Source organism: Streptomyces sp. NPDC101191 (genome assembly GCF_044767915.1).
Taxonomy (GTDB): domain Bacteria; phylum Actinomycetota; class Actinomycetes; order Streptomycetales; family Streptomycetaceae; genus Streptomyces.
On sequence record NZ_JBIWOU010000015.1, the window covers coordinates 70,796 to 97,380 of the forward strand.

A 26,585-nucleotide genomic window follows, 5' to 3' on the forward strand; every position below is an offset into this window, starting at 1 on the left:
GTGCGCTCCTTCCTGACCTGGCCGCGGGTGGCACTGGCCGTGCTGCTCGCGGCCGTCCTCGTGTGCGTGCTGGCGTACGAGCGGTTCGCGCCGGGCGGCCGGGGGAGCGGGGAGCGGACCGTGCCCGAGCCCTTTCCGCTGCCGGGCGTGGCGTCGGGGTTCTTCACCGGTTCCGACGAGGCCGGGGTGCGGCGGATCGCCGAGGTGGAGAAGTGGCTCGGCGGGGAGCCGCTGACCGTCGGGCACACCTATCTGCCGGGCGACCGCTGGTCGAACATCGAGGGGCACCCGGCGCTGTTCGAGCCGTGGGCGCGGTGGAAGGAGGAGCGGCCGGGGCGCCTGTTCGTCCTGAACGTGCCGCTGCTCGACCGCAACGAGGAGGGCCTCGACGACGCCCGGGTCCGGTCGGGACTGCGCGGCGGGGCGGCCGGGGAGTACGACCGGCACTTCCGGACGCTGGGCGAGCGGCTCGTGGAGCACCGGCTCGCGGACGCCGTCCTGGTGCTCGGCTGGGAGATGAACGGCACCACGTACAGCCATCGCTGCGGGCCGGACCCGGAGAGCTGGAAGACGTACTGGCGGCGGGTGGTGTCGGTGCTGCGGGCGGTGCCGGGGCAGCGCTTCCGCTTCGACTTCACGCCGAGCCGCGGGCTCGACGCGGTCCCCTGGCCGCGCTGCTACCCGGGCGACGACGTGGTGGACATCATCGGCCTGGACGCCTACGACCAGCCGGCCGACGTCTCGTTCGAGGAGCAGCTGACGGAGGACTACGGGCTCGCCTTCCACGTCCGGTTCGCGGCGGAGCACGGCAAGCCGGTGTCGTTCCCGGAGTGGGGACTGTTCCGCAACGGGGACAACCCGGCGTACGTGCGGGGCATGCTGGACTGGTTCGCGCGGCACCGGCCGGTGTACCAGACCTTCACCGACTACTGCCCGCACGGGGTGTGGGGGTGTGCGGAGAATCCGCTGTCGGGCGAGGTGGTCAGGGGCGCGCTCGGCCGGGGGAGCGGAGCGTCAGACCGGTCTTGAGGGTGTCGACGGTCCGGTCGAGGAGCGGTACGAGGTCGGCGTCGCGGCCGCCGTGTTCGGCCCAGTACACGGTGGCCTCGCGCAGCGCGCCGAGGACCGCGGCGGTGAACACCCGCACCTCCAGGTCGTCGGGGGAGCGGCCGGTGCGCTCGGCGACGGCGGCGGAGAGCAGCCGGCCGGTCTCCGCCGTGGTCTCGGTGAGCCGGGCCCGGACGGCGGGGGTCTCCACGACGAGCCGGGCGCGCAGCCGGGTCTCCTCCGGCTCGCGGGCGAGGGCTGCGGTGACCGCGTCGAGGACGACGGCCCGCAGCGATTCCAGCGGCTCCTCGCCGGCGGGGCGGGCGCGCAGCCGGGCGAGCATGAGCTCGTCCTGGTCGTCGGTGAGGAGGATGTCCTCCTTGGCCGGGAAGTAGCGCACCACGGTGGACGGGGAGACCTCGGCCGCGGCGGCGATCTGCTCGATCGTGGTCGCGTCGTAACCCTGCTCGGCCACGAGCCGGTAGGTGGCCTTCCGGATCGCGGCGCGTGTCTTGAGCTTCTTGCGCTCGCGCAGGCCGGGGCGCTCGGGGGAGACGGGCATGGCCGTCATTGTGCCTGGTCAGGCAGGCTCAGGCGTGCTGGTACGCGACGATCGAGATGCCGACGTAGTGGACGATGAAGGCGGCGAGGGTGAGGGAGTGGAAGACCTCGTGGAAGCCGAACCAGCGGGGTGAGGGGTTGGGGCGCTTGATGCCGTAGATGACCCCGCCCGCGCTGTAGAGCAGTCCGCCGACGATCACCAGGACGAGGACGGCGACGCCGCCGGCCCGCATGAAGTCGGGCAGGAAGAAGACGGCCGCCCAGCCCATCGCGATGTAGCAGGGCGTGTACAGCCAGCGAGGGGCGCCGACCCAGAAGACCCGGAAGGCGATGCCCGCGGCGGCCGCCACCCACACCGCCCACATGAGCGGCCGGCCCGTGGAGTCGGGCAGGAGCAGCAGGGTCAGCGGGGTGTAGGTGCCGGCGATGATCAGGAAGATGTTGGCGTGGTCGAGGCGCCGCAGCACCGCCTCCCCGCGCGGCCCCCAGTTGCCGCGGTGGTACAGGGCGCTGATGCCGAAGAGCAGGCAGGCGGTGAGGACGTAGATCCCGCAGGCGATCCGGGCCCGGGGCGTGTCCGAGAGCGCGACCAGAACGAACCCCGCGACCGTCACCGCGGGGAACATACCGGCATGCAGCCAGCCTCTGAGCCGGGGCTTCACGGGGAGTGGCAGCGTCGGGCGCTGATCCGTCGCGGGGAGGTCCGGCGTGGCTGCAGTCATGGACCCGCATGCTACCTACCGATCGTAAGCACCGGATATGAGTGGCGATGCTCACGTGTGAGGCCCTCTGGACATATGGGCGGTAGCATCGGATGATCAAATGAGTGCGGTCGGCACCGGATGAGCGCCTACGACGCATCCGGGTCGCAGCCCCCAAGGGGCATACATCTAAAAACCCCTCTTCAAGGAGCAATCGTGGCGCGCGACAACGCGGCTCCCTCCACCGTCCCCACCCAGCACCAGGAACTCGTGTCCTGGGTCAACGAGATCGCCGAGATCACCCAGCCCGACAGCATCGTGTGGTGCGACGGGTCCGAGGCCGAATACGAGCGCCTCAGCGAGGAACTCGTCGCCAAGGGGACCTTCAAGAAGCTCGACCCGGTCAAGCGCCCGAACTCGTACTACGCCGCCTCCGACCCGACCGACGTCGCGCGCGTCGAGGACCGGACCTTCATCTGCTCCGAGAAGGAGGAGGACGCGGGCCCGACCAACCACTGGAAGGCCCCCGCGGAGATGAAGGAGATCTTCGCCGGCGAGAAGGGCATCTTCCGCGGCTCCATGAAGGGCCGCACCATGTACGTGGTGCCCTTCTGCATGGGCCCGGTCGGCTCCCCCCTCTCCGCCATCGGCGTCGAGATCACCGACTCCGCGTACGTCGCCGTCTCCATGCGCACCATGACCCGCATGGGACAGGCCGTCCTCGACGAGCTCGGCACCGACGGCTTCTTCGTCAAGGCCGTCCACACCCTCGGCGCCCCCCTGGCGGAGGGCGAGGAGGACGTACCGTGGCCGTGCAACTCCACCAAGTACATCTCGCACTTCCCCGAGACCCGCGAGATCTGGTCCTACGGCTCCGGCTACGGCGGCAACGCCCTGCTCGGCAAGAAGTGCTACGCCCTGCGCATCGCGTCCGTCATGGCGCGTGACGAGGGCTGGCTGGCCGAGCACATGCTCATCCTCAAGCTGACCCCGCCGCAGGGCGAGGCCAAGTACGTCGCCGCCGCCTTCCCGTCCGCCTGTGGCAAGACCAACCTCGCGATGCTGGAGCCCACGATCTCCGGCTGGACGGTCGAGACCATCGGCGACGACATCGCCTGGATGCGCTTCGGCGAGGACGGCCGCCTCTACGCGATCAACCCCGAGGCCGGCTTCTTCGGCGTCGCGCCCGGCACCGGCGAGCACACCAACGCCAACGCCATGAAGACCCTCTGGGGCAACTCCGTCTTCACCAACGTCGCGCTCACCGACGACGGCGACGTGTGGTGGGAGGGCATGACCGAGGAGCCCCCGGCCCACCTCACGGACTGGAAGGGCAACGACTGGACTCCGGAGTCCGAGACCCCGGCCGCCCACCCGAACGCCCGCTTCACCGTCCCGGCCGGCCAGTGCCCGACGATCGCCCCCGAGTGGGAGGACCCCAAGGGCGTCCCGATCTCCGCGATCCTCTTCGGCGGCCGCCGCGCCTCCGCCGTCCCGCTGGTCACCGAGTCCTTCGACTGGAACCACGGTGTCTTCCTCGGTGCGAACGTCGCCTCCGAGAAGACCGCCGCCGCCGAGGGCAAGGTCGGCGAGCTGCGCCGCGACCCGTTCGCCATGCTGCCGTTCTGCGGCTACAACATGGGCGACTACATGGCCCACTGGGTCAAGGTCGGCGCCGGCGCGGACCAGGCGAAGCTGCCGAAGATCTACTACGTGAACTGGTTCCGCAAGAACGACGCCGGCAAGTTCGTCTGGCCCGGCTTCGGCGAGAACAGCCGCGTCCTGAAGTGGATCGTCGAGCGCCTCGACGGCAAGGCCGAGGGCGTCGAGACCCCCATCGGTGTCCTTCCGAAGAAGGAGGCCCTGGACACGGACGGCCTGGAACTGGCCGACGCGGACCTGGACTTCCTCCTCACCGTCGACAAGGACGTCTGGCGCGAGGAGGCCGCCCTGGTCCCCGCGCACCTGGAGACCTTCGGCGAGCACACCCCGAAGGAGCTGTGGGACGAGTACCGCGCGCTGGTCGAGCGCCTGGGCTGATCCCCTGACGGCACCACGAACTCGTGGCGGGTTGCCCCGATTTCCGCCCTGACCAGCTGGGGTCACGACGGCCCGTCACGACGCATCCGGCCCCCGGAGCCCCCTCACGGCTCCGGGGGCCGGCGCACGTCCGGCCGCGGACCGGACCCGTGTGTCAGAGGATCGGCTGCCCCGCCTCGACGGTGGCGACGGCCCGGCGGCAGGCGTCGCGGAACTTCACGAACTCGCCGTTCCAGGTCGTCGCGCGGTTGCCCCGGGAGGTGGGGTTGTCGAAGAGGCTCTCGCGCAGCTCCGTGGTCAGCTCCAGCTGGGCGCCCATGCGGAGCATGGTGCGGTTGCAGGGGTTGTCGACGTGGTCACCGTTGAAGTTCTTGAGCAGGGGGGCGTATTCGGGGGACAGGGAGTCGACCGCGGGGAAGCCGGCCAGCCTCAGCTCCTTCACCAGCGCGGCGCGGAAGACCGGGTTGAGACCGCCGACCACGGCGAGCCGGCGGTCGTTGCCCGGCGGGTAGTCCGCGGTGGCCGGCAGCGCCAACTGGTCGTACTGGCAGCCGTGCAGGGACAGGACGTTGAGGTGGCTCGCCGCGAGGGACAGGGCGACGTGGTCGTCACAGTTCTTCGAGGTGACGTGCAGGGCCCGGTTGCCGGAGGACAGCAGGCCCTCGAACATGAAGTAGTCGTGCGTGGTCGGCAGCACAGGGGGCCCGTCGGAGTCGGCCGGGCTGTATCCGGCGATGCCGAGACAGAGCTCGGTGGTGCCGATCTCGATGCCACCGCCGTGCAGGGCGAGGATCGCGGTGCGCGGGAAGTCGTACTTCTCGCTCATCTTGAGGTCGAACTTCTCGTGCCGGCGGTAGCGGCGGCTGAAGGAGGTGCCCTCCTGGCCGGCGAGCTCCTGGTACATCCTCGTGTTGGAGGGGTACTCCGTCGGGTCCGTCGTCTCCGCGAAGGCCGGTGTCGCGGAGGCGAGCTGGCCGAGCAGCGGGCCGGCCGTGGCCGCGGCGGCCAGGGCGGTGAGAACGGTGCGACGGGAGGCGGAGGGCTTGTCTGATGTCATGGACGGAACGTAACTGATCATGGTGGTGGAGTCCGAGCTTCCTTTTGCCGCCTCCGAGCCCCCTCAGCGCCCCCGGTCCTCCAGGTAGCGGGTGTGGGTCTCCTGGCGGCGCACCTCGGCCTCCCGCAGCGTGTCCGCGATCGCCGCCGCCTCCCCGTGCAACGCCGCCAACTGGCGCTCCAGGTGGCGTTCCGGCGGCTCCGAGCCCGGCACCACACGGGTCCACCAGCGGCTCCGTACGAACGCGTCGACCGCCTCCGGGACGTCCTGACGCACCGCCCGCGCGAGCACCCGCAGCTGTTCCGGGTCGCTCACCCAGCCCGGTTCGAGCAGCGCCTCCAGCAGGCTGTCCAGCTCCGTCAGCCGGCCCTGTGCGGCCGGCGGCAGCTCCACCTCGGCGAGATAGGCGCGCAGGGTCGCCAGGTCGGCCCGCAGCGCGTCCAGCTGCCCGGCCGGGTCCGGGAAGGGCGGGGGCGGGGTGCGCTCCGGCGGGGCGATCAGCGCCCCCGCCCCGTACAGCCCCGCGACGACGACCGGCCACAGGGAGCCCGCGGCGCCGGTCAGGGTGAGCCCCACCCCGGCGAGGCCGCAGGCGCAGCCCGCGAGGTTCTTGCGGGACTCGAGGTATCCCAGGACCGGGTTACTGGTAGCCACGGATCTCCTCGAAGGCCCCGTCCAGCGAGCCCCGGGTCGCGTCGAACAGGCGCCCGCCGGTGAGCTGGGCGATGTGGTCGAGGGCTGCCCGGTCGGAGTCCCCGAACAGGATCGGGAAGACCGGGACGCGCCGCTGGGCCGGCGTCAGCGACCGCGCGTGGAAGGCGTCGAACGCGGAGGCCGGGTCGCCGTCGGTGTTCGCGCCGTCCGTCATCAGGACGATCGACGTGAAGGCCGTGTCCGAGGTGACGTCACCGAGGCGTGCGTACGCCTCCTCGAGGCTGGAGTAGATCGCGGTGCCGCCGGAGGCCGAGAGCCGGCCGGCGTCGGTCCGGATCGCGTCCAGCGCGGCCTTCGGCGAAGCCGGGTCGACGGTGTGGGTGCGCACCTCGCCGCTCTTCACCGAGGAGCCGAACGGCATCAGCGTCACCTCCTCGCGGTCCCGGAAGTCCCCGGTCAGCTGGACCAGGGCCGACTTCAGCCGGTCGAGCCGCTCGCCCCCCATCGAGCCGGAGGTGTCCAGGACGTAGACCGTGCGGGACGGACGGCGCAGGCTGTTGTCGTACGCGTCGAGCAGCCCGTCGGCCACGGAGCGGCTGCCGGGGAACGGCAGTTCGCGCCGCTGGTCCGTGGCGAGGCGGGCCGCCGGGGCGACCCCCGGGACGACCGGGCGGCGCAGCGTCGTGTCGGTGATGCGGCGCTGCGCGTCCGGGGTGCGCAGATGGGCGGCGAGCCGGCGGGCCGCGTCCTTCGCCTCCGGGCGGGCGGCGGTCAGCGAGGTCAGCGGATAGTCCGCGGTGACCACCCCGTCGGCCGGCCGGATCACGGTGAGCTCGCCCGGCACGGACAGCAGCACCGACTCGTAGTTGACGAGCGCGTCGACCTCGGAGCGGCGCGAGAACGCGGTGGCCAGCCAGCCCGAGGAGCCGGAGGTCAGCGTCTGCCCGGCGAAGAACTCCTTCAGCTTCGGGGTCGCGGCCCGCACGTCCTGGTCGGTGAGCGCGGACTGCGCCCCCGAGAGGCCCGAGGCGACCGAGACCAGCGCGGAGAAGCCGGAGTTGGAGCGCAGCGGGTCCGTCATCCCGTACGTCAGCCGCTTCGACGCGACGGCCCGGTGGATCTGCGCCCAGGTGACCTTCTTCGGATCCCAGCCCAGCGCGCCCACGACGGCGGGCCGGACGCCGAACGCGACCGGCGAGGTCATGATCGGGGTCTCGCCGGTGATCTTCCGGGCGGTGTCCGGGCGCAGCCGCAGGTAGTCGTTGGACGACAGCCAGACCGCGTCGAACTGCCGGTCGGCCTCGCCCGAGGCGATCCGCTCGACGGCGTCCAGGGTCCCCGCGTAGGTCGGCGACACGGTGACACCGGTCGCCTTGCGGGCCTCCTCCAGGACGGGCGCCATGTCGGCGAGCTCGGAGGAGGCGAGGACCCGCAGGGTACCGGGGCGGTACTCCCGGCCCCGCGTGCTCTCGCCGCCGCTGCCGCCCCCGTCGCCGGAGCCGTCGCAGGCCGTGCCGGTGAGGGCGATCAGCACGGCGACGGCGGTAGTGGCGAGGAGGGCGCGGACGGACCGGGTGCCGCGTGCGGATCTCATCCGCGGCCCCCTTCGAGGATGCCGCGTCCGGCCGTGCCGCCGCTGCCGCTGCCGCCGCGGTCCTCGCGGGTGCGCTCCAGGTAGGTGCCCGCGGTGCGCAGTTCGGCGGTCAGGGAGTCGACGGTCTGCGCCATCGACTCGGTCGCGCGGATCTTGTACGTGTCGATCGCGTCGAGCGTCGTGTAGATCTGCCGGAAGGCGGTGCGCACGGTCTCCAGGCCCACCGCGGGCTCCGCGGCGATCCGCTGGATGTCCCCGGACTGGCCGGCGAGAGCGGCCGCGTTGCCCTGGATCAGGGTCTCGGTCGTCCCGCGCAGCGCGTTGACCTGCTCGACGACCTTCTTCTGGTGGTCGAGCGCGGAGGCGAGCATCACCGCGATCCGCAGCGCGGTGACGGTGGTCGTGGCGGCCCGGTCGACGCCCTTGATCAGTTCGTCGTTGTTCCGGCGCACCACGTCCATCGCCAGGTAGCCCTGTGCGCACACGGCGAGCTGGGTCAGCAGGTCCTGGTGCTTCTGCCGGACCGGGAAGAGCACGTCCGCGCGCAGCGCGTCGGCCTGCACCGGGTCAGGGGTGCCGGCCAGCCGCTCCTCGACGGCGGCGTCGAGGGCCTCGGCCAGCACGGCGTACTCCTGGAGCTTGCCCATGGTGTCCCACAGCCGGGCCCGCTCGGTCTGCAGCGCGGCGTTGTCGCGGCGCAGTTCGTCCTGGCCGCCGCGCAGCGAGTCGAGGATCCGGTTGACGGTGTCCTGCGCGGAGGCGTACCTCGCGATGTGGTCGCGCAGCCTGTTGCAGCCCGGCAGCTTCGACAGCAGGCCGCGCATGCCCTTGGCGGGAGTGTCGCGCGGGTCGAGGTCCTCGACCGTGCGGCGCAGCTCGACGAGCGAGCTGCCGACCCGGGTCGGCGCGTCGCCGGCCGCGTCTCCGAGCGAGCGGACGGTGCGGTCCAGCATCCGGTTGGACTGCTGGGCGGCGGTGCGCATCTCGCCCTCGCCGAGCGAGGTGATCTCGCCGATCCGCCCGGTGAACTCCGGTGAGCGGGCGTCGAGTCCGGCGAGCGCGCCGACGTACTCGACCGCGCGCCGGGACATCTCCGTGCGGACCGCTTCGTCGAGCGGAACGAGCGTGGCGGCCTGCTCCGCGCGGATCGGCACGACCGGCTCGGGCGGGGTCAGGACGACCGGCTCGGGCGGGGTCAGGACGAGCGCGCCGTCCTGGCCGCTCGTGCCGTCGGTGGGTGTGGTCATGCGGTGCCCCCCTGGTCGCGGGCCTTCAGCGCCATGGAGTGCAGCACCTTCGAGGTGGGCACGGGCGCCTGGCGGATCCCGCCGAGCGTCTGGTTGAGGTAGCCGGTCTGGCCGGCGGTGGCGGCGGTGAACTCGGCCGCGGCGCCCTGCGGGCGGAAGCCGTGCCGGACCGCGAGCCTGCGCAGCTCCGGGTCGGAGGACAGGAGTTCGCCGAGGGTGCGGCCCGCCTCGGTCAGCGGCACGAGGGTGTGGTCGCTGCTGACGGTGGTGTCCGGGTAGAGGACCACCAGGTCTCCGGTCCAGCCGGAGGACTGCCCGGTGAGGAGCTGGGACGCCACCTGCGACTCGTACACCAGGACCAGCGGGTTGCCGACGCCGCTGACGAAGTCCCGGAAGGGGGCGTCCGAGCTGGACTGCTGGGCGCCCTGCACCTGGATGAGCTTGCGCAGCAGCGGTGCGGTGCGGTCCACGGCCGCCTGGTCGCCGGCGACCCGGCCGCCGTCGGCGACGTAGCTCGCGGCGGCGAGGTAGAGCGCGCCGGAGTTCGAGGCGACGGGGTCGGTCGAGGTGACGAAGAGGGTTCCGCTCAGCTCGGCGTGGCCCGCCGAGCCCTTGAGCTGTTGCCAGGTCCGGTCGTCGCGGGCGGCCGCCAGATAGGCCCCCATGCGCAGGGTGCCGGTGTGGCCGCCGGCGCCGAGCGTGGCCAGGTCGTTGTCGGCGAGCACCTTGGCGGCGGCGCTGTGCGCGACGACCACGAGCGGCGAGTAGAAGGGCCGCAGCGGGGCGGCCGTCACCTTCGTCTTCGCCTTCAGCTCGTCGGCGGGCGCCTTGGCGGACGGGAACGCGAAGTCGTAGCCCTTGAGGGGCAGTTCCTCCATGTCCCAGGACCCGGAGGTCTCCGTCCGTACGGTGAGGCCCCTGGCTGCCAGGGCCTTCACGACCTCGGGATCGGCGAAGAACTCCGCCTTCTCCGACCCGATCACTCCTCGCACGGTCTTCGTTGCCGTGCCGCTGTCGTCCTTGTCGCCGCCCACCATCAGGGCGGCGGCCACGCCGCCCAGGAGCAGGACGGCGAGGACGATTCCCAGAATGCGTCTCACGCGGGCAGAGTGCTCGCGGAAACCCACATTCCAGGGGGAGACGGGTGTACGGAGGGTGAAGCGACGATCCCGGTAGGGAACCGGAGCGGGCGGTACCGCGACCGGTTCGGGCCGGCGGCGCGCGCTCGCGGGACGGGGCCGCGCGCGACGGCGGCGCCGTGGGGCCAGGGTGGGTGGCGCCCGGTCCGCGCGGTGTCGTGGCCGCGCGGACCGGGGCCGTCAGGGGGTGCCGACCAGTGAGTCGTCGGCGAGGGCCGCCGTGTGTGCGTCCATGCGCTCGGCGGCGAGGATCGCGGCGGCCGTGTCGGCCCGGGAGGCGGCGACGACCAGGGCGCGGCCCGCGAGGGCGTGTGCCCGCTGGTGCAGCGCCTCGGCGGAGGAGCCGCTCAGTCCCGCGTGGCGGGCCGGCGGTGCACCGCGCAGCCGGGCGACCTGCCCGGCGATGAGCTCGCCGGCCTCGGTGTCCCCGAGCTCGTCGGTGACGGCGAGCAGGGCGGCGAGGTGGCCGGCGAGCTGGATGTCCAGCTCTTCCTCACGGGAGCGGTGCGGGAACGTGTCCCGGACGTCGTCGGCCATCCGGTGGACCGACTTGGTGCGGATCGGTTCGTACATGGGGACGGCCTCCTGGGATAGCTCTGGAGGCATCCTAGCTTGGATTCAATCTAAATTTGTGCCACGTCTGAAAAGAGCGGGTCAAGAATGCGTTCGAAGGGTCGCGGCCATGGACCGCCGAAGGGCGGCCCTCACGGGTCCTCCGTGTCCTCCGGGGTGGGGGCCGGCCACCTCAGTGCTGGCTGTAGCCGTCCAGGAAGTTCCCGATCCGGGTCACGGCCTCCGCCAGGTCCAGGGCGTTGGGCAGGGTCACGATCCGGAAGTGGTCCGGCTCGTGCCAGTTGAAGCCCGTCCCGTGGACGACCATGATCTTCTCGGCCCGCAGCAGGTCCAGGACCATCTGCCGGTCGTCCTTGATCTTGTAGACGCTCGGGTCGAGCCGCGGGAAGAGGTACAGCGCCCCCTTCGGCTTCACGCAGGTCACGCCCGGGATCTGGGTCAGCAGGTCGTACGCCACGTCCCGCTGCTCCAGGAGCCGGCCTCCCGGGAGCACCAGGTCCTCGATCGACTGGCGCCCCTGCAGGGCCGCGGCCACCGCGTGCTGGGCCGGCATGTTGGCGCACAGGCGCATGTTGGCCAGGATCGTGAGGCCCTCGATGTACGAGGAGGCGTGCGCCTTCGGACCGCAGACGGCCAGCCAGCCGGAGCGGAAGCCGGCGACCCGGTAGTTCTTGCTCATCCCGTTGAAGGTGAGCACGAGCAGGTCGGGGGCGATGGCGGCGGTGGGGGTGTGGGTCGCGCCGTCGTAGAGGATCTTGTCGTAGATCTCGTCCGAGCAGACCACCAGATTGTGCCGGCGGGCGATCTCCGTCAGCCCGCGCAGCATCTCGTCGTCGTAGACGGCGCCGGTCGGGTTGTTCGGGTTGATGATCACGATCGCCTTGGTCCGATCGGTGATCTTCCGCTCGATGTCGGCCAGGTCCGGCATCCAGTCCGCCTGCTCGTCGCAGCGGTAGTGCACGGCCGTGCCGCCCGCCAGCGACACCGACGCCGTCCACAGCGGATAGTCGGGGGCGGGCACGAGGACCTCGTCGCCGTCGTCGAGCAGCGCCTGCATCGCCATCTGGATGAGCTCGGAGACGCCGTTGCCGAGGTAGATGTCCTCGACCGACAGATGGATGCCCTTGGTCTCGTAGTGGCTCATCACCGCACGCCGGGCCGACAGCAGGCCCTTCGCGTCGCCGTAGCCGTGCGCCTCGGCGAGATTGCGCAGCATGTCCTCGAGGATGGCCGGCGGACACTCGAAGCCGAAGGCGGCCGGGTTGCCGGTGTTGAGCTTGAGGATGCGGTGACCGGCAGCCTCCAGCCGCATCGCCTCCTCGAGCACCGGACCCCGGATTTCGTAACAGACGTTGGCGAGCTTCGTGGACTGGATCACCTGCATGACGAGAGCTTACGGCCGTGCCGCGCCGGACGCTTCGTGTTTTGGGACACGTCGGGCATCCCGCCGGGTGTGACCCACGTCGCCGACCGGCTGTCGTGCTCCCTACAATCACGGTTCGTGAGCCAGTACGACACGGGGGGCGCCGAGCCTCCGAGATCCCGCCGCCGGCACGCGTCGAAGCGGCGCGGCCCCGGCCCGCTCTGGATGATCGGCAGCGGTGCCGTGGTGGTCGTCGGCGTCCTCGCCGCGGTGACGTCCCTCGACTCCGGACCGGCCGGGCGGGCCCCCGCCGTGGACGACGGGCATCCGGGCATGCCGTCGCTGATCCAGCGGGACGAGAGGGCGGCGGACGGGCACGCGGAGTCCGCCCCGCCGGCGGTCCCGGCCCACCCGGCCCGGCCCTCGGGAGCCGCGAGCACCGCCCCGGTCCCCACGGCACCGGCCCCGTCGACCGCCGCGTCCGGCGGGCCCGCGCCCACCACCACCCCGACCCGGCAGCAGTACCCCGGGAAGTCGGGATCGGCGCCGGGCGCCAAGAAGAAGCCGAGGTAAGCGGCGAGGGGCCGCGGCGGGGCCGCAGGATAGGTTGTCCCGTCATGTGGGTTTTCAGCACCGCCGGATGCCGGTGGCTCGGCGCGGTCGGATCGCTCGCCGTCACCCTCGGCGGCTGGGCCGCCGGGACCCTGCCCGTGCGCGGCGGTCGGGGCCTGTGGGAGCCGCACGGCTCGGGCGTGACGGTCGCCGGGACGGTGCTCGCGTACCTCGGCCTGACCCTGCTGATCGCGGCGTGGTGGCAGTACGGGCGGCTGCTGGCCGCCGGCGCGGCGGACCGGGTCGGGACCACGCTCGGCTGGTGGGCGGCCCCCCTCGTCCTGGCCCCGCCCCTGTACAGCGCCGACGTCTACAGCTACATCGCGCAGGGCGCGATGGTCCTCGAAGGCCACGACGTCTACGGGGCCGGGCCCGCCGTCCTCGGCCCCGGCGACCTCGGGGGCGACGCGGCCGCGAGCGTCGGCGGGCACTGGACGCACACCCCCGCCCCGTACGGACCCGCCTTCCTCGTCCTGGCCCAGGCGGTCGTCAAGCTCACCGGGGGCGCGGTGATCCCCGCCGTCCTCGGCATGCGCCTGCTCGCGCTCGCCGCGCTCGCGCTGACCGTGTGGGCGGTACGCGGCCTCGGCGGCGACCGGCGGCCCGGGGCGCTGTGGCTCGCGGCGCTCAACCCCCTGCTGCTCGTCCACGTCGTCGGCGGCATGCACAACGACGGCCTCATGACCGGCCTGCTGCTCGCGGGCGTGCTGCTCGCCGTGCGCGGGCGGTGGGTGGCCGGGAGCGTCCTCATCGGCCTCGCGGTCATGGTCAAGTCGCCGGCGGCGGTGGCGCTGCTCTTCGTCGGCGTCCTGGTCGCCCGGCGTACGGGCGGGGCCCGCGGTCTCCTCAAGGGCCTGCTGCCGGGGGCCGTCGCGGCGGCCGTCGCGGCGGGCGCGACGCTCGTCGCGGGCACGGGTTTCGGCTGGCTCCGCACCCAGAGCGTGGCGGGGACCATCCACACGGCGCTGTCGCTCACGAGCGACCTGGGGCTGGGACTCGGCCTGCTGGTGGGGGACGACCCGGAGCCCGTGAAGGGCGCGGTCCAGAAGCTCGGCCTCCTGGCGGCGCTCGCGCTCATCGCGCTGCTGGCCCGGCGGGCCTGGCAGGGGCGCACGGACGTGGTCCTCGCCCTGGGGCTCTCGCTGCTCGCGCTGGTGGCGCTCTCGCCGATGGTGCAGCCCTGGTACCTGCTGTGGGGGACGTGTGCGGTGGCCGCGGTCGCGTGGGACACGCGCCTGGGCCAGTACCTCGCGGTGCTCTGCGCCGCCCTGACCTACGAGACGGCCCCTTCCGGGCACACGCCCTGGTACGGCTTCGCCCTGATGGGCGTGGCCCTGGGCGCGGGCGCGCTGTGGCTGCGCCGCGAGTCCTGGCCGCCGCGGGGCGCTCCGGCCCTGCCCGGCGCCGCACGCCCACCCCTGGAGGCCCGAGGGCGCCGCACGGCCTGAGGGGCCGGTCCTCGATCCCGCCGCACGGAGCGGGGCGGGCGGCGTCGCCCCGGACGGTCAAGTCGGGATCCGGACGGTCAGGTCGGGATCCGGACGGTCAGGTCGGGATCCGGCGGACGGAGCGGCCGGGGAGGGCCTGGGTGCGCCGGCCGTCCTCGATGACGAACCGGCCGTCGACCAGGACGTGGGGGATGCCCACGGGGAGGGTGCGCGGAGCCTCGTACGTCGCCCCCGACGCCACCGTCGCCGGGTCGAAGAGCACCAGGTCCGCCACATGGCCCTCGCGGATCAGGCCCCGGTCCGGCAGGCGCAGGCGGCGGGCGGGGCGGGAGGTGAGGTGGGCGACGCATTCCTCCAGCGTCAGGACGGCCTCCTCGCGGACGTAGCGGCCCAGGTACTCCGGGAACGTCCCGTACGCCCGCGGATGCGGCTTCGCACCCTGCAGGATGCCGTCCGAACCGCCCGTGTGGACCGGGTGCCGCATGATCGCGCGGACGTTCTCCTCGTGTCCGACGTGCTGGAGGATGGTCGACCCCAGCCGGTCCTCCAGCAGCAGTCGGCGGGCGGCCGGCCAGTCGGGGACACGGCGGCCCACCCAGGACGCGAGCGCCGGATCCGTCACGCCCGAGATCTCGATCGTGTCCCACTCGACCGGCACCCCGTGGCAGCCGTCCGAGCCGAGCTCCTCCAGCTGGTGCCGGATCCGCTCCGCCGTCTCCTCGTCCCGCAGCCGGGCCGACAGCGCCTCCGGGCCGCCCTCGTGCGCCCAGCTCGGCAGCACGGCGGCGAGGGTCGTGCACCCGGGGGTGTAGGGGTAGGTGTCCAGGGTGATGTCGGAGCCGGCGGCCAGGGCCTCGTCCAGCAGGGACAGGAGCTCCGGCGCCCTTCCCCGGTTCACGCCGAAGTTCATCGTCGCGTGGGCGAGGTGCAGCGCGCAGCCCGCGTCCCGGGTGAGCCCGACCATCTCCGCGTACGCCTCCAGCGCCCCCGCTCCGTACGAGCGGTGGTGCGGGCAGTAGTAGCCGCCGTGGCGCGCCACCACCCGGCACAGCTCGGTGAGCTCGGCGTCGTGCGCGTACATCCCGGGGGTGTAGGTCAGGCCCGACGACATGCCGACCGCGCCCTGTTCGAGGCCCTCCGCGACGAGCTGCCGCATACGGTCGAGCTCGGCCTCCGTCGCGGGGCGGTCCTCCCAGCCCATCGCGTACATCCGGACGGTGCCCTGGGGGACGAGGTACGCCGCGTTGACCGCGATGCCGCGGCCGCCGTGCGCGCCGTCCAGGCGGTCCAGGTACTCGCCGACCGTCCGCCAGTCGAGGTCCAGGTCGGAGCCGTCGCCGTTCCAGCCGGTGATCGCCCGGCGCACCTCGTCGAGGGTGCGGTCGTCGACCGGCGCGTACGACAGGCCGTCCTGGCCCAGCACTTCGAGCGTGACCCCCTGCGCGGCCTTCGCACTGTGGTCCGGGTCCCGGAGCAGCGCGAGATCGCTGTGGGCGTGCATGTCGATGAAGCCGGGGGACAGGGCGAGGCCCTCGGCGTCCACGATCCGGCGGGCGGTCGGGCGCTGGCAGCCGGCCGCCGCGCCCTCCCTGACGATCGCGGCGATCCGTCCGCCCTCGACGGCGACGTCGGCCCGGTAGGAGGGGCCGCCGCTGCCGTCGACGACCTCGGCGTCGCGGAAGACCAGGTCCATGGCTGCTGCCTGCCTCTAGAAGAAGGTGCGGATGTAGTCGACGACCGTTCCGTCCGCCTCGACCAGCGGGATCAGCTGCCACTTGTCGAACGACGTGCACGGGTGGGACAGGCCCATGCCGAGCCAGTCGCCGACCTCCAGGTCGGCGCCCTCCTCGGTGCGTACCCAGGCGTGCTGGTCGGACAGGCCGGTGACGCGGATCCCGTCGGCGGGGCGGATCTCGCCGGTGCGGGCGTCGCGGACGACCTGGGCCTCGGGGAGGTGGAGGTCGTGGGCGGCGTCGCGCTTGCCGGCGTTGGTGAAGGCCTGTTCGGCGGTGGGGCGGGAGACGACCTGCGTCCAGAGCCGGAACGCGGGCTCCAGGGCGCCCTCCTCGGGGATCCGGTTGAAGGGCGTCAGCGTGCGGTAGTGGCCGCTGTCGTGGGACACGTACGCGCCGGAGCGGAGCAGCTTCAGGACGGGCAGGGAGAACTCGGGGATCTCGGCGAAGACCTCGGCGACGGTGTCGAACCAGGCACTGCCGCCCGCGCTCACGACGATCTCGCCGGCGGCCGGGTCGAAGCGGCCCTCCTTGTCGAACTCGGCGGCGAGGGCGGTGAGCCGGCGCAGCCAGGCCCGGACCCTCTCCTCGTCCGCCTGCGGGACCTCGCCCTCGTAGCCGGCGACGCCGACGAGCCGGAGCGTGCGGGTGGCGGCGACGGCGTCGGCCACTGCGGCGCAGTCGGCCTCCGTACGGGCCCCGGTGCGCGCGCCGTCGCCGGCGCCGAGCTCGACGACGACGTCGACCGCCCGGCGGGCGCCGGCCCCGGTGAGGGCCGCGTCCATGAGCTCGACGCCGCGGACGGAGTCGACGTAGCAGACGAAGCGGAAGTCCGGGTCGGCGTCGAGCTCGGCGGCGAGCCAGCGCAGCGCGACGGCGTCGACGAGTTCGTTGGCGAGGAAGATCCGGGCGATGCCGTGGGCGCGGTAGACGCGGGCCTGATGCGGGACGGCGGCGGTGATGCCCCAGGCGCCGTGCTCGATCTGGCGGTCGAAGAGCTGCGGGGCCATGGAGGTCTTGCCGTGCGGGGCGAAGGCGAGGCCGTGCCGCTCGGCGTAGGTCTCCAGGAGCCGGAGGTTGTGCTCGACGGACTCGGCGGAGAGGGCGAGGACGGGGGTGGTGAAGCCGCCGGTGAAGAGGTTGCGGCGCTGGGCGGCGAGCTCGCCGACGGTCAGGCCCTCGGCGTCCGGGGGGAGGGCCTTGAAACGATGGTCGACGCGCTCGTGGGCCAGGTCGGGGGTGGTGCCGGGGGCGGCGGACATGCTTCCTCCTCGTCGAGGTGTCGCAATGAGCTCCGGGTAGCTGTTGCAACATGCGCAACGGTCATTGCGTATAACGCTTACGGCTGTCTAACATCCGGGCCAACGCCGGGTCAATGGACCCGTGTACCGCGACGCTGCGAAGGAGCCCGAAGGTGACCGGTACCCCGCCGGACGTCGTCTGCCTCGGCGAGTCCATGGTCACCTTCCTGCCCACCCGGCCGGGCCGCCTCGCCGACGTCCCCTCCTTCGACCGTGCCATCGGCGGCGCCGAGTCCAACGTCGCGTGCGCGCTCGCCGCGGCGGGGTACCGGACGAAGTGGGTGGGGCGGGTCGGGTGCGACGGTTTCGGGGACCATCTGACGGAGGCGATCGGGGCCCACGGCGTCGACGTGTCCGCCGTCGTCCGCGACCCGGCGCGGCCGACCGGCGTCTACTTCCGCACCGCGGCGGACCGGGCCGCCGACGGACACGAGGTCGTGTACTACCGGGCGGGTTCGGCGGCCTCGGCGATGTCGCCCGGGACCGTGCCGTACGGGATGCTCGCCGACGCCCGCGTCCTCCATCTGTCCGGCATCACCGCCGCCCTCTCCGACTCCTGCCTGGCCCTCGTGCGCGCCCTCACCGCGCGGGACGGATGGCCCGGCCCGGCCGGCCGGCCGCTGGTCTCGTTCGACGTCAACTTCCGCCCCGGGCTGTGGCCGGACGCCGCGGCCGGCGGCGAGGTCCTGCTGGAGCTCGCCCGGGGCGCGGACCTCGTCTTCGTCGGCGCGGACGAGGCGGAGACCGCGTGGGGGGTCGGCGATCCGCACGCGATCCGGGCGGCCCTGCCGGAGCCGGCGGTGCTGGTGGTGAAGCGGGGCGGCGAGGGCGCGACGGTCTTCGAGCGCGGCATCGCGGGCCCGGGCGGCGGCGCGGCCGGCGCGGGTGCCGCGGTCGCCACGGGTGCTCCGGGCAGCGGAGACGGCACGGACGACGCGGGTGCCGCGGTCGGCGAAGGGCCCGTGCCGCGCGGCGCCGTCGCGCCCGCCCGCGGCGGCCTCGCGCCTCGGGACAGCGTCGCGCCCGCCCGCGGCGGCCTCGCGCCCCGGGACACCGTCGCGCCCACCCGCGGCGGCCTGGCGCCCCGGGACACTGTCACGCACGTCCCCGCCCCCCGCGTCGACGTCGTCGCCGCCGTCGGTGCCGGTGACGCCTTCGCCGCCGGGTTCCTCGCCGGGACCCTGCGCGGGCTCGGCGTCGCGGCGCGGGCGCGGCACGGGCATCTGACGGCGGCCGCCGCGCTGACCGTGCCCGGGGACCTCGCCGTGCCGGTGGGACGCGCCCGCGCCGACCGGCTCGTCGCCCTGGACGACGAGGCCTGGGGGACACTTCACCTCGGCCCCGGCTGGACGGGGGACGACCAGGAGGTACGTACGCCATGAGTCAGACCGTCGACCGTGCGCTCAGCATCCTGCCGCTGCTCGCACAGGGCCCCGCCGACCTCGGGCAGGTCGCCGACCGGCTCGGCGTGCACAAGTCCACCGCCCTGCGCCTGCTGCGTACGCTCCACGAGCACGGTCTCGTCTACCGCCAGCAGGACCAGCGCTACCGCCTGGGCGCCCGCCTCTTCGCCCTCGCGCAGGAGGCCGTCGAGAACCTCGACGTCCGCGAGATCGCCCACCCCCACCTCGCCGCCCTCAACGAGCGGATCGGCCACACCGTCCACCTCGCCGTGCACGAGGAGGGGGAGGTGCTCTACATCGACAAGATGGAGAGCCGCTACCCCGTCCGCATGTACTCCCGCATCGGCAAGCCCGTCGCGATCACCGTCGCCGCCGTCGCCAAGCTGCTGCTCGCCGACCTGCCCGAGTCCGAGCGCCGCACCCTCGCCGCCAAGCTCGACTACCCGATGTACACGCCCCGTTCGACCCCGAACGCCGCCGCCTTCCTCAAGGAGCTGGCGACCGTGCGCGAACAGGGGTGGGCCACCGACCTCGGCGGCCACGAGGAGTCCATCAACTGCGTCGCCGCGCCCATCCGCGGCGCCGACGGCCGGGTCGTCGCCGCCATGTCGGTGTCCGCGCCCAACGTCGTCGTCTCCGCCGAGGAACTCCTCGGCCTGCTCCCGCTGGTGCGTCGCACGGCCGACGACATCAGCCGTGAATACTCCGGTTCCGCCGGCACTCCCACGAACACGAAGGACCAGGACCGCACATGACCGAGAAGACCGCCCTCACCCCCGCCACCCACACCGCCCCGCCCGCGCGCTTCTCCCACGGCGTGAAGAAGGGCAACATCCTCCAGGTCGCCGGCCAGGTCGGCTTCCTGCCCGCCGTCGAGGGCCAGGCCCCGACGCCGGCCGGCCCGACCCTGCGCGAGCAGACCCTCCAGACCTTCGCCAACGTCAAGGCGATCCTGGAGGAGGGTGGCGCCACCTGGGACGACGTGATGATGATGCGCGTCTACCTCACCGACGTCGCCCACTTCGCCGAGATGAACGAGATCTACAACGCGTACTTCGAGGAGCAGGGCCTCAAGGCGCCCGCCTCGGCCCGTACGACGGTCTACGTCGGCCTGCCCCAGGGGCTCCTCATCGAGATCGACGCCCTCGCCGTCCTGGGCTGAACCCGGACCGAGTGACCCCGATCCCCGCGCACCACCTGCCGCCGCACGGCACGGCGTTCGTCCCCCGGACGCCGTGCCGCGCTCCCCCCTACCCCCAACGAGGTCCCCCGTCATGCATTCCGTGATCCTCGCCGCGGCCGCCCCCACCCCACCAGCTCCGCCCGCGCCTCCCCACACCGGCGGTCTCCTGCTGCTCATACCCGGCACCGCCGGCCTGCTGACCGTCGCGGCGCTCGGCATCGCCCTGCTGCTCCTGCTGATCATCAAGGTCAGGCTGCAGCCCTTCGTCGCCCTGCTGGCCGTCTCCATCGCCGTCGGCCTCGCCGCCGGCCTCTCGGTCACCGAACTCTTCGGCACCGTCCAGAAGTCCGCCGCCACCTCCGTCATCGAGACCGGCATGGGCGGCATCCTCGGCCATGTCGCCGTCATCATCGGCCTCGGCACCATGCTCGGCGCGATCCTCGAGGTCTCCGGCGGGGCCGAGGTGCTCAGCGGCCGGCTGCTGCGGCTCTTCGGGGAGAAGCGCGCCCCGCTCGCGATGGGGCTCACCGGACTCCTCTTCGGCATCCCGGTCTTCTTCGACGTCGGCATCTTCGTCCTCGCGCCGCTCGTCTACGCCGCCGCCAAGCGGTCCGGAAAATCGATCCTGCTCTACGCCATGCCGCTGCTCGCGGGCCTGTCGATGACCCACGCCTTCCTGCCGCCGCACCCCGGGCCCGTCGCCGCGGCCGGTCTGCTGCACGTGTCGCTCGGCTGGGTCCTCCTCATGGGCCTCCTCGTCGGCCTCCCGGCCGTGCTCGCCGCCTGGGCGTACGCCGCCTGGATCGGCCGGCGGATCTTCGTCGAGGTGCCGCAGGACATGGCGGAGGCGGCCGAGGACGCCAGGCGCCAGGTGGCCGCGGAGCGCGCCGGCGGCTCGGAGGCGCCGGTCGGGCTCGGCACGGTCCTGCTCGTCATCGGGACGCCGCTGGTCCTCATCCTCGCCGCGACCTTCTCCTCGATCGGGCTGGACGAGTCCACCCCGCGCTCGGTGATCGAGTTCTTCGGCAACCCGTTCGTGGCGCTGACCATCGCCCTCGTCCTCGCGTACTACCTGCTCGGCATCCGCCGCGGCTGGAGCCGTACCTCGCTGGAGCAGGTGTCCACCTCCTCCCTCAAGCCGGTCGGCAACATCCTGCTGGTGGTCGGCGCGGGCGGCGTCTTCGGCGCGATCCTCAAGGCGAGCGGCGTGGCCCAGGCGCTCTCGGACACCTTCCGCGACGTCGGTCTGCCGGTGATCGTGCTCGCCTACCTGATCTCGCTGGTGCTGCGCGTCGCCCAGGGCTCGGCGACGGTCGCCATCGTCACCACGGCCGGCATCGTCCTCCCGCTCGTCGAGGGCGGCGGGCACTCCCAGGCCTTCCTGGCGCTCGTCATCATGGCCGTCTCGGCGGGCTCGATCTTCGCCTCGCACGTCAACGACGGAGGCTTCTGGATCGTCAGCAAGTACTTCGGCATCTCCGAGCGGGACACCCTCAAGTCCTGGACGGTGCTGGAGTCGGTGCTCTCCCTCGCCGGGTTCGCGGTGGCGGCGCTGCTGAGCCTGGCGGTGTGACCGTCCGGCCTAGGCCGTCTCTTTCGGATCTTGCCGGGCTCGCGGGGTCTGGCACGCACGCTCGCCGCGTTGTCGTCGGTCCCAACGCTCCGCGTTGCCTCCCTCCTCCGCCTTGCGATCGCACGCACCAGACCCCGCTCCCTGATCCGGCCTGATCCGAAAGAAACGGCCTAGCGGCCGCCGTGCCGGAAGGCCGGGGCGGCTGCCCTCCTCACAGGATCGTCGGCCATACTCGCCGTGTGGAGCAGCGCACAGGACCCAGCATCCAGACCGTGCCCGGTGTCGCGACCGACCCGGCGTCCGTCCCGGGCATCACCGGCCCCGTTCCTGACGGACCGGAGGAGAAGTCGGCGGCGCCGGAGGCGGCCGTCGTCGACACGGCCGACGGGACCCCGGCGGCCGAACGGGCCGTCGTCGACGCCGTCGTGGGGGACGCGGACCCCGGGGACGCCGTACCCGAGGACGCCGTACCCGGGGACGCCGCCTCCGGGGAGGACGGCGACCAGGACGCGGCCCCCGGCGGTCCCGCCTTCGAGGCCGCCGACCGGCGGGCCCGGATCGTGGCCGACGCGGCGGGGGTGCGGCTGAGCCTCGACGAGGAGAACTGCGAGTTCCGCTGGGACGAGATCGGCGCGGTGGAGATCGCCTCGCCGCGTTTCGGCAAGCGGTTCAGGGTGGTCGTGCACACCCCTGACCGGCGCTGGTACCCGATCGAGATCGAGGCGCCGGCCAGGGGCCGCGTCCAGGAGTGGGAGTCGGGCCTGGACGCGGTGCTGGACGCGTACTTCGACGAGAACGCCTAGCGCCCCTAGCAGTACTGGGCGGCCTTGCCGATCGAGCGGTACATGCAGTCCGCGTTCTCCAGGAGTTGGAGGACGGCGTCCCGGTTGCGGGCGGTCTCCCGCTCGATCACCTCGTCGGGCGGGTAGAAGCCGCCGTTCCAGGACGACGTCGGGTACATCTCGAAGGTGTACGCGAAGATCTTCTGGCTGCCCCAGAGGTAGTCGTCGATCGACCCGTCGGTGATGTAGAGGTCGCTGGACTGCTCGGGCGTGTAGCCGTTGCTCGTGGCCATCTTCTTCCCGATGGTGGCGAAGGCGTCACGGTCGTCCTGGGTCATGCCGGGGGCGGTGTCGGCATTGGTCCAGCCGAAGGGCCACAGGACCAGTTCGCTGTACGTGTGGAAGTCGATCGCCGCCTTGATCTGCTGCTTGCCGCCCACCACGCGGGAGCGGACGAAGTCGGCGACGACCTTCACCTCGGGGGCGGACTCGGCGGCCGTGCCGCGGTAGGTCTCGGAGCTCTTGGAGCCGGAGGAGCCGCCGCAGCAGCCCCACTTGTAGTCCCAGTTGCGGTTGAGGTCGGTGCCCACGTACGAGGAACCGGAGTTGGGCTGCCGGTTCTTGCGCCAGCTGCGGTACGAGCCGCTGGCGATGTCGTACTCGCCGCCGTCCGGGTTCAGGTCCGGCACGATCCAGATCTCGCGGTTGTTCACCATGTCGGTGATCCGGGAGTCCGTGCCGTAGCCGGCGCCGAGCTCGCGCAGCAGGTAGAGCGCCATCTCGACGGTGAGGTGCTCGCGGGCGTGCTGGTGGTGGGTGAAGAGGACCTCGGGCTCGTTCTCGTCGGTGCCGACGTTGTCGCTGACCTTGATCGCGACGATGTCGCGGCCCTGGTACGTCTTGCCGATGACCCGCTTGCTCATGAGGGACGGGTAGGCGGCGAGGCGCTGGTCGATCTCGGCGTTCATCTCCGCGTGGTTGTGGTACTTCGCGTCGGCGGAGGGGAAGTCGAGCGGGCGGGCGGCGAGGCCGGGGGTGTTGCGCTGCGGCGGGCCGGGGAGGGCGGCGGCCTTGTACCCGAGCGCCTTGAGGTGCTGGAGCTGGGTCGCGTTGGCGCTGACGACCACCGAACGGGCGTCGACCTCGTCGATGGAGACGCCGATGGCGGTCAGGGCCGAGCGTTCGGCGGCGGTGGCGGGCCCGGCGATCTCGTACTGCCGGATCACCTCGTCGGCGGCGGCGGTCGGCGCCGGGTCGGCCCCGGCGGGTGTGGTGAGGGCGGTGACCGGGGCCGCGAGGGCGAGCGCCAGGAGGGCCGCCAGGGCGGCGGACCTCCGGCCGCGGGAGCCGCGGCGTCCGGCCGGTGCGGGTGATCCCGGGGATCCGGGGGTACCTCGGGTACGAAGTCGCATGCTGTCTCCTGGGTGGGGAGTGTGGGGAGTGCGACAGACGGTCGTTCGTCGGAAAGCGGACGTCGGACGTCGTACGGTGGTGACATGGTGGGGGTGTGACATGAACGGGTCAAGCAGGCAAGTTCGGCCATATTCTTCCGCCCCCGCTCCCCGGAAACGGCGCAGCGCCGCCGGGGGAGCGGCGGCGCTGCGGACGGATTCCCCCGAAGGGCTCAGTTACGGCAGGTTGTGGACGTGCGGGCCGACCGCGTTGGACCAGGCGTTGCCGGCCGTGGCGTCCCAGTTGGTCGACCAGGTCATCGCGCCGCGGATGTTCGGGTAGGTCTGCGCGGGCTTGAAGGTGCCGCAGCCGGTGCCCTTGGCGAGGCAGTCGAGCGCGTTCCTCACGATCTGCGGGTCGACGTAGCCGCTGCCGGCTCCGCGCGTCGAGGCGGGCACGCCCAGGCCGATCTGGGAGGCGTCGAGGCCGCCCTGGAGCTGGATGCAGGCGAGCGCGGTGAGGAAGTCCACGGAACCCTGGCTGTAGACCTTGCCGTCGCAGCCGAGCATGGAACCGCTGTTGTAGTACTGCATGTTGACGACCGTGAGGATGTCCTTCACGGCGAGCGCGGTCTTGAAGTACTCGGTCCCGGTGGACTGCATGTCGATGGTCTGCGGGGCCATCGTGAGCACCAGCGACGAACCGGCCTTGGCGGAGAGCTGACGCAGCGCCTTGGTCAGGTACGTGGAGTTGATGCCGTGCTCCAGGTCGATGTCCACGCCGTTGAAGCCGTACTCCCGCATCAGGGCGTACGCGCTGTCGGCGAAGGCGGTGGCGGAGGCGTCGCTGTTGATCGTGACGTTCCCCTTCTCGCCGCCGACCGAGAGGATCACGGACTTGCCGGCCGCCTTCTTGGCCGCGACGTCGGACTTGAAGTCGGCGGTGGAGGCGTAGCCGACGGCCGGGTCGAGGGTGAAGGTGATCTGGCCGGGCGTGGTGGTGGCGTCCGCGAAGGAGACGGCGATGATGTCGTACTGCGCCTGCACGTCCCGCAGCTTCTGGACGGTGGCCCCGTTGTCGAAGTTCTGCCAGTAGCCGGTCAGCGCGTGCTTGGGCACGGCCGGGCCGGGGCCCGGGTTGGTGACCTCGGAGGTCTTCGCGGGGACGGCCGCCGACTTGGCGGACTCGCCGGCGGCGTTGGTCGCCGCGACCTGGAACTGGTAGGTGGTGTTCGCGGCGAGCCCGGTGACGGTGGCCGAGGTGCCGCTGACCGTGGCGGCGAGCGCACCGTCCCGGTAGACCTTGTAGCCGGTCGCGTTGGAGACCGCGCCCCAGCTGAGGGAGACCGAGGACGAGGTGACGGAGCCCGCGGCGAGACCGGCCGGTGCGGCGGGGACCGTCGGGGCCGGGTCGGTGCCGCCGCCCCCGTCGGGGCCGAAGACGCTCACGTCGTCGACGGAGTACGCGGCCGTGCCGTACCAGCCGTGTGTGTAGACCTGCACGGAGGTGGTGCCGGCGCCGGTGGTGAAGGTGGTCGTCAGCTGCTTCCAGCCCGCGCTGTCCGGCGTCCAGGTGGAGACGTCGGTGGTGCCGGTGCCGCTAGCGCCGAGGTACGCGTAGCCGCCCTGCACCCAGGCGCTCAGGGTGTAGGTGGAACTCGGCTTCACGGCCACGGTCTGCACGCACTTGGCGTTGTCGAGGCCGGCCGGGGTGGCCCGCAGGGCGCCCGCCCCGGTGCGTACCGGCGAGGAGACGACGGCGCCGCTGCCGGCGGAACAGGCCCAGTTGGCGAGGCCGTTCTCGAAGCCCGCGTTCTTGGCGACGTTGACGTCGGCGGCCTGGGCGGTGCCGGCGCCGCCGACGAGGGCGAGCCCGGTGCTCAGGGCGAGCGCGAGCGCCGTCCTGGCGGCCGCGGCTCTGGTGGTGGTGCGGTCCACGTGGTGCCTCCGGGAGGAGTGGGGGAAGGGGAGGCCGTACGCCTTCGTACGGGGGTGCGCCTTCGTACGGGGATGGGGATGCGGAGGGGGAAGGGCGGGGGCCACCGCTGGGGGAACAAGTTGGTCCAGACCAATTGCGTTGTCAAGGCCTCTGGCAGGAACCGCAGTTCAGAGCCGACCGGGTCCGTCACGAATATGACGGAGCTTGAAGGATTGTGTGTTCACCACTCCAGTGGCCTGGATAAGGTGCAGTCGCGGTAACGCTGCGAACGCAGCTAGTGATCAGTGAGGGATCGGGGGAGCCCGACGTGCCGACAGCGATTGCGGTCACCAGCGCCGACCTGGTGCTGCCGCCGACCGACCCGCAGACGCCCCCCGCCGCCGTGCTGCCCGGCCCCGACGCCCGGCCGCTCGACGCGGCCCTCGCCGACGTACGCCGCCTGCTCGACCAGCAGGGGCACCTGGTCGTCGTCTGCCCGGTCTCCGTACCGCCCGCCACCGCCCAACGGCTGCACGCCGTACGGTCCCTGCTCGAGTCCGACCGGATCGCGATCGTCAGGACCGCCCTGCCGCCGCTCGGCGCCGCCGTACTCGTCCGGCAGCTGCGCCAGCTCTCCGCCTGCGACTTCAGCCCCGGAGTCCTCGCCTCCGCCGCCCGGCTGCTCACCCACTACGTGTACGCCGGGGCCGTCCTCGGCTCGGTGGCCAGGCTCGACCACGTCCCGGTCGGACTCACCTCCCACGTCAAGGGCTGGCTGCCCGGCGCCCACTTCGCCGTGCTCGCGGGACCCGCGCCCCAGCTCGTACGGCTCGGGTCGGGCGGGTCCGGCGGGTCCGGGGAGCTCGCCGGGCCCGATTTCGGCACCGACCTCGTGCTCGCCCGCGGCCAGCTCCAGACCGACTGGCCGACCGCCGTCCTCGCGCCCCGCTGGCAGGTGCGCGCCGTCCAGGAGGCCGCCCTGCCCGAGGCGTCGGCGCGCTGGTGGGGCACCGGCAGGCTCGTCGAGTTCGCCGCGTACCTGCCGGACCTGCCCGTCCTGCACCAACTGGTCGCCTCCGTGCGGCGCGAGACCTGCCACTGGTGCCGGATGGAGCTCATCGGCGACCGCTGCGGCTTCTGTGCCGCGCCCCTGCCCACGGCCCGGCCCGCCACCGCGGCCGGCTAGCGCCGCCCGGCCCGACCGTCCGGCCCGTCCCCCCGTCCTGCCCGTCCCGCCCGCCCCGCCCGTCCCCCCGTCACGACCG

At 72.8% G+C, this 26,585-nt stretch carries 23 protein-coding genes; 10 read left to right on the forward strand and 13 right to left on the reverse strand.

Features of this window, described 5'->3' with window-relative positions; all coding sequences use genetic code 11:
- A complete protein-coding gene (locus ACIRQF_RS36730) occupies positions 1-1,029 on the forward strand; it encodes a glycoside hydrolase family 26 protein (protein WP_404099168.1) in 1,029 nt (342 codons plus the stop codon).
- Here ACIRQF_RS36730 and ACIRQF_RS36735 read toward each other — a convergent pair.
- A complete protein-coding gene (locus ACIRQF_RS36735; RefSeq protein WP_376638335.1) occupies positions 983-1,618 on the reverse strand; it encodes a TetR/AcrR family transcriptional regulator in 636 nt (211 codons plus the stop codon). The two genes, ACIRQF_RS36730 and ACIRQF_RS36735, sit on opposite strands and share 47 nt — an antisense overlap.
- 19 nt (positions 1,619-1,637) lie before the next feature.
- Positions 1,638-2,330: a hemolysin III family protein gene (locus ACIRQF_RS36740; RefSeq protein WP_382484043.1), complete on the reverse strand. Its 693-nt coding sequence runs from the start codon at positions 2,328-2,330 to the stop codon at positions 1,638-1,640.
- Positions 2,331-2,525: 195 nt separating this feature from the next.
- Between ACIRQF_RS36740 and ACIRQF_RS36745 the strand changes: the two genes are divergently transcribed.
- On the forward strand, positions 2,526-4,349 hold the full coding sequence (locus ACIRQF_RS36745) for a phosphoenolpyruvate carboxykinase (GTP) (RefSeq protein WP_404099172.1): 1,824 nt from the start codon (positions 2,526-2,528) through the stop codon (positions 4,347-4,349).
- A gap of 154 nt (positions 4,350-4,503) precedes the next feature.
- On the opposite strand, the gene ACIRQF_RS36750 is transcribed toward ACIRQF_RS36745, so the two are convergent.
- The 7 genes from ACIRQF_RS36750 to ACIRQF_RS36780 all read right to left on the reverse strand — a co-directional run bounded on the left by ACIRQF_RS36750 (position 4,504) and on the right by ACIRQF_RS36780 (position 11,997).
- Complete coding sequence (locus ACIRQF_RS36750) at positions 4,504-5,406, reverse strand: poly-gamma-glutamate hydrolase family protein (protein WP_382484048.1); 903 nt, start codon at positions 5,404-5,406, stop codon at positions 4,504-4,506.
- A gap of 63 nt (positions 5,407-5,469) precedes the next feature.
- Positions 5,470-6,060 (reverse strand): hypothetical protein, encoded by a 591-nt coding sequence (locus ACIRQF_RS36755; RefSeq protein WP_382484050.1) that lies wholly within the window; start codon positions 6,058-6,060, stop codon positions 5,470-5,472.
- Entirely contained in the window at positions 6,047-7,654 is a 1,608-nt protein-coding gene (locus ACIRQF_RS36760; RefSeq protein WP_404099175.1) for a substrate-binding domain-containing protein, read from the reverse strand. The genes ACIRQF_RS36755 and ACIRQF_RS36760 overlap by 14 nt, the downstream gene beginning before the upstream one ends.
- The gene (locus ACIRQF_RS36765) at positions 7,651-8,901 is read right to left on the reverse strand and encodes a toxic anion resistance protein (RefSeq protein WP_404099178.1); all 1,251 of its coding nucleotides are present in this window, start codon (positions 8,899-8,901) and stop codon (positions 7,651-7,653) included. Before ACIRQF_RS36765 ends, ACIRQF_RS36760 begins: the two co-directional genes overlap by 4 nt.
- The gene (locus ACIRQF_RS36770; protein WP_404099180.1) at positions 8,898-10,028 is read right to left on the reverse strand and encodes a hypothetical protein; all 1,131 of its coding nucleotides are present in this window, start codon (positions 10,026-10,028) and stop codon (positions 8,898-8,900) included. The genes ACIRQF_RS36765 and ACIRQF_RS36770 overlap by 4 nt, the downstream gene beginning before the upstream one ends.
- Before the next feature lie 192 nt (positions 10,029-10,220).
- The gene (locus ACIRQF_RS36775; RefSeq protein ID WP_382484057.1) at positions 10,221-10,613 is read right to left on the reverse strand and encodes a hypothetical protein; all 393 of its coding nucleotides are present in this window, start codon (positions 10,611-10,613) and stop codon (positions 10,221-10,223) included.
- Between the two features lie 172 nt (positions 10,614-10,785).
- Positions 10,786-11,997, reverse strand: coding sequence for a pyridoxal phosphate-dependent aminotransferase (locus ACIRQF_RS36780; RefSeq protein ID WP_382484059.1), 1,212 nt, complete (start codon positions 11,995-11,997; stop codon positions 10,786-10,788).
- Between the two features lie 117 nt (positions 11,998-12,114).
- Between ACIRQF_RS36780 and ACIRQF_RS36785 the strand changes: the two genes are divergently transcribed.
- Together ACIRQF_RS36785 and mptB are read left to right on the forward strand one after the other, a co-directional pair.
- Positions 12,115-12,549, forward strand: a complete 435-nt coding sequence (locus tag ACIRQF_RS36785) for a hypothetical protein (RefSeq protein WP_382484061.1) — start codon at positions 12,115-12,117, stop codon at positions 12,547-12,549.
- Between the two features lie 44 nt (positions 12,550-12,593).
- Positions 12,594-14,036 carry a polyprenol phosphomannose-dependent alpha 1,6 mannosyltransferase MptB gene (gene mptB, locus ACIRQF_RS36790; RefSeq protein WP_404099185.1) on the forward strand — a complete coding sequence of 481 codons (1,443 nt, stop codon included), beginning with the start codon at positions 12,594-12,596 and terminating at the stop codon, positions 14,034-14,036.
- 97 nt (positions 14,037-14,133) lie between these two features.
- Here mptB and ACIRQF_RS36795 read toward each other — a convergent pair whose 3' ends face one another.
- Both ACIRQF_RS36795 and ACIRQF_RS36800 read right to left on the reverse strand, forming a co-directional pair.
- On the reverse strand, positions 14,134-15,729 hold the full coding sequence (locus ACIRQF_RS36795; RefSeq protein ID WP_404099188.1) for an amidohydrolase family protein: 1,596 nt from the start codon (positions 15,727-15,729) through the stop codon (positions 14,134-14,136).
- A gap of 15 nt (positions 15,730-15,744) precedes the next feature.
- Entirely contained in the window at positions 15,745-17,031 is a 1,287-nt protein-coding gene (locus tag ACIRQF_RS36800; RefSeq protein ID WP_376638348.1) for an alanine racemase, read from the reverse strand.
- Between the two features lie 113 nt (positions 17,032-17,144).
- Here ACIRQF_RS36800 and ACIRQF_RS36805 point away from each other — a divergent pair, with 113 nt between their 5' ends.
- The 5 genes from ACIRQF_RS36805 (at position 17,145) to ACIRQF_RS36825 (ending at position 22,032) form a co-directional block, all read left to right on the forward strand.
- Complete coding sequence (locus ACIRQF_RS36805; protein ID WP_404099191.1) at positions 17,145-18,452, forward strand: sugar kinase; 1,308 nt, start codon at positions 17,145-17,147, stop codon at positions 18,450-18,452.
- Positions 18,449-19,228 (forward strand): IclR family transcriptional regulator, encoded by a 780-nt coding sequence (locus ACIRQF_RS36810; protein WP_404099194.1) that lies wholly within the window; start codon positions 18,449-18,451, stop codon positions 19,226-19,228. Before ACIRQF_RS36805 ends, ACIRQF_RS36810 begins: the two co-directional genes overlap by 4 nt.
- Positions 19,225-19,635, forward strand: coding sequence for a RidA family protein (locus tag ACIRQF_RS36815; RefSeq protein ID WP_376638351.1), 411 nt, complete (start codon positions 19,225-19,227; stop codon positions 19,633-19,635). The genes ACIRQF_RS36810 and ACIRQF_RS36815 overlap by 4 nt, the downstream gene beginning before the upstream one ends.
- A gap of 112 nt (positions 19,636-19,747) precedes the next feature.
- A complete protein-coding gene (locus ACIRQF_RS36820; RefSeq protein ID WP_404099198.1) occupies positions 19,748-21,229 on the forward strand; it encodes a GntP family permease in 1,482 nt (493 codons plus the stop codon).
- 239 nt (positions 21,230-21,468) lie between these two features.
- On the forward strand, positions 21,469-22,032 hold the full coding sequence (locus ACIRQF_RS36825; RefSeq protein WP_404099201.1) for a hypothetical protein: 564 nt from the start codon (positions 21,469-21,471) through the stop codon (positions 22,030-22,032).
- A 5-nt stretch (positions 22,033-22,037) separates the two neighbouring features.
- On the opposite strand, the gene ACIRQF_RS36830 is transcribed toward ACIRQF_RS36825, so the two are convergent.
- Both ACIRQF_RS36830 and ACIRQF_RS36835 read right to left on the reverse strand, forming a co-directional pair.
- Positions 22,038-23,423, reverse strand: a complete 1,386-nt coding sequence (locus tag ACIRQF_RS36830) for a M14 family metallopeptidase (RefSeq protein WP_404099204.1) — start codon at positions 23,421-23,423, stop codon at positions 22,038-22,040.
- A gap of 216 nt (positions 23,424-23,639) precedes the next feature.
- A complete protein-coding gene (locus tag ACIRQF_RS36835) occupies positions 23,640-25,340 on the reverse strand; it encodes a chitinase (protein ID WP_404099206.1) in 1,701 nt (566 codons plus the stop codon).
- A 308-nt stretch (positions 25,341-25,648) separates the two neighbouring features.
- Between ACIRQF_RS36835 and ACIRQF_RS36840 the strand changes: the two genes are divergently transcribed.
- Positions 25,649-26,506 (forward strand): hypothetical protein, encoded by an 858-nt coding sequence (locus tag ACIRQF_RS36840; protein WP_404099209.1) that lies wholly within the window; start codon positions 25,649-25,651, stop codon positions 26,504-26,506.
- Positions 26,507-26,585 lie beyond the last annotated feature (79 nt).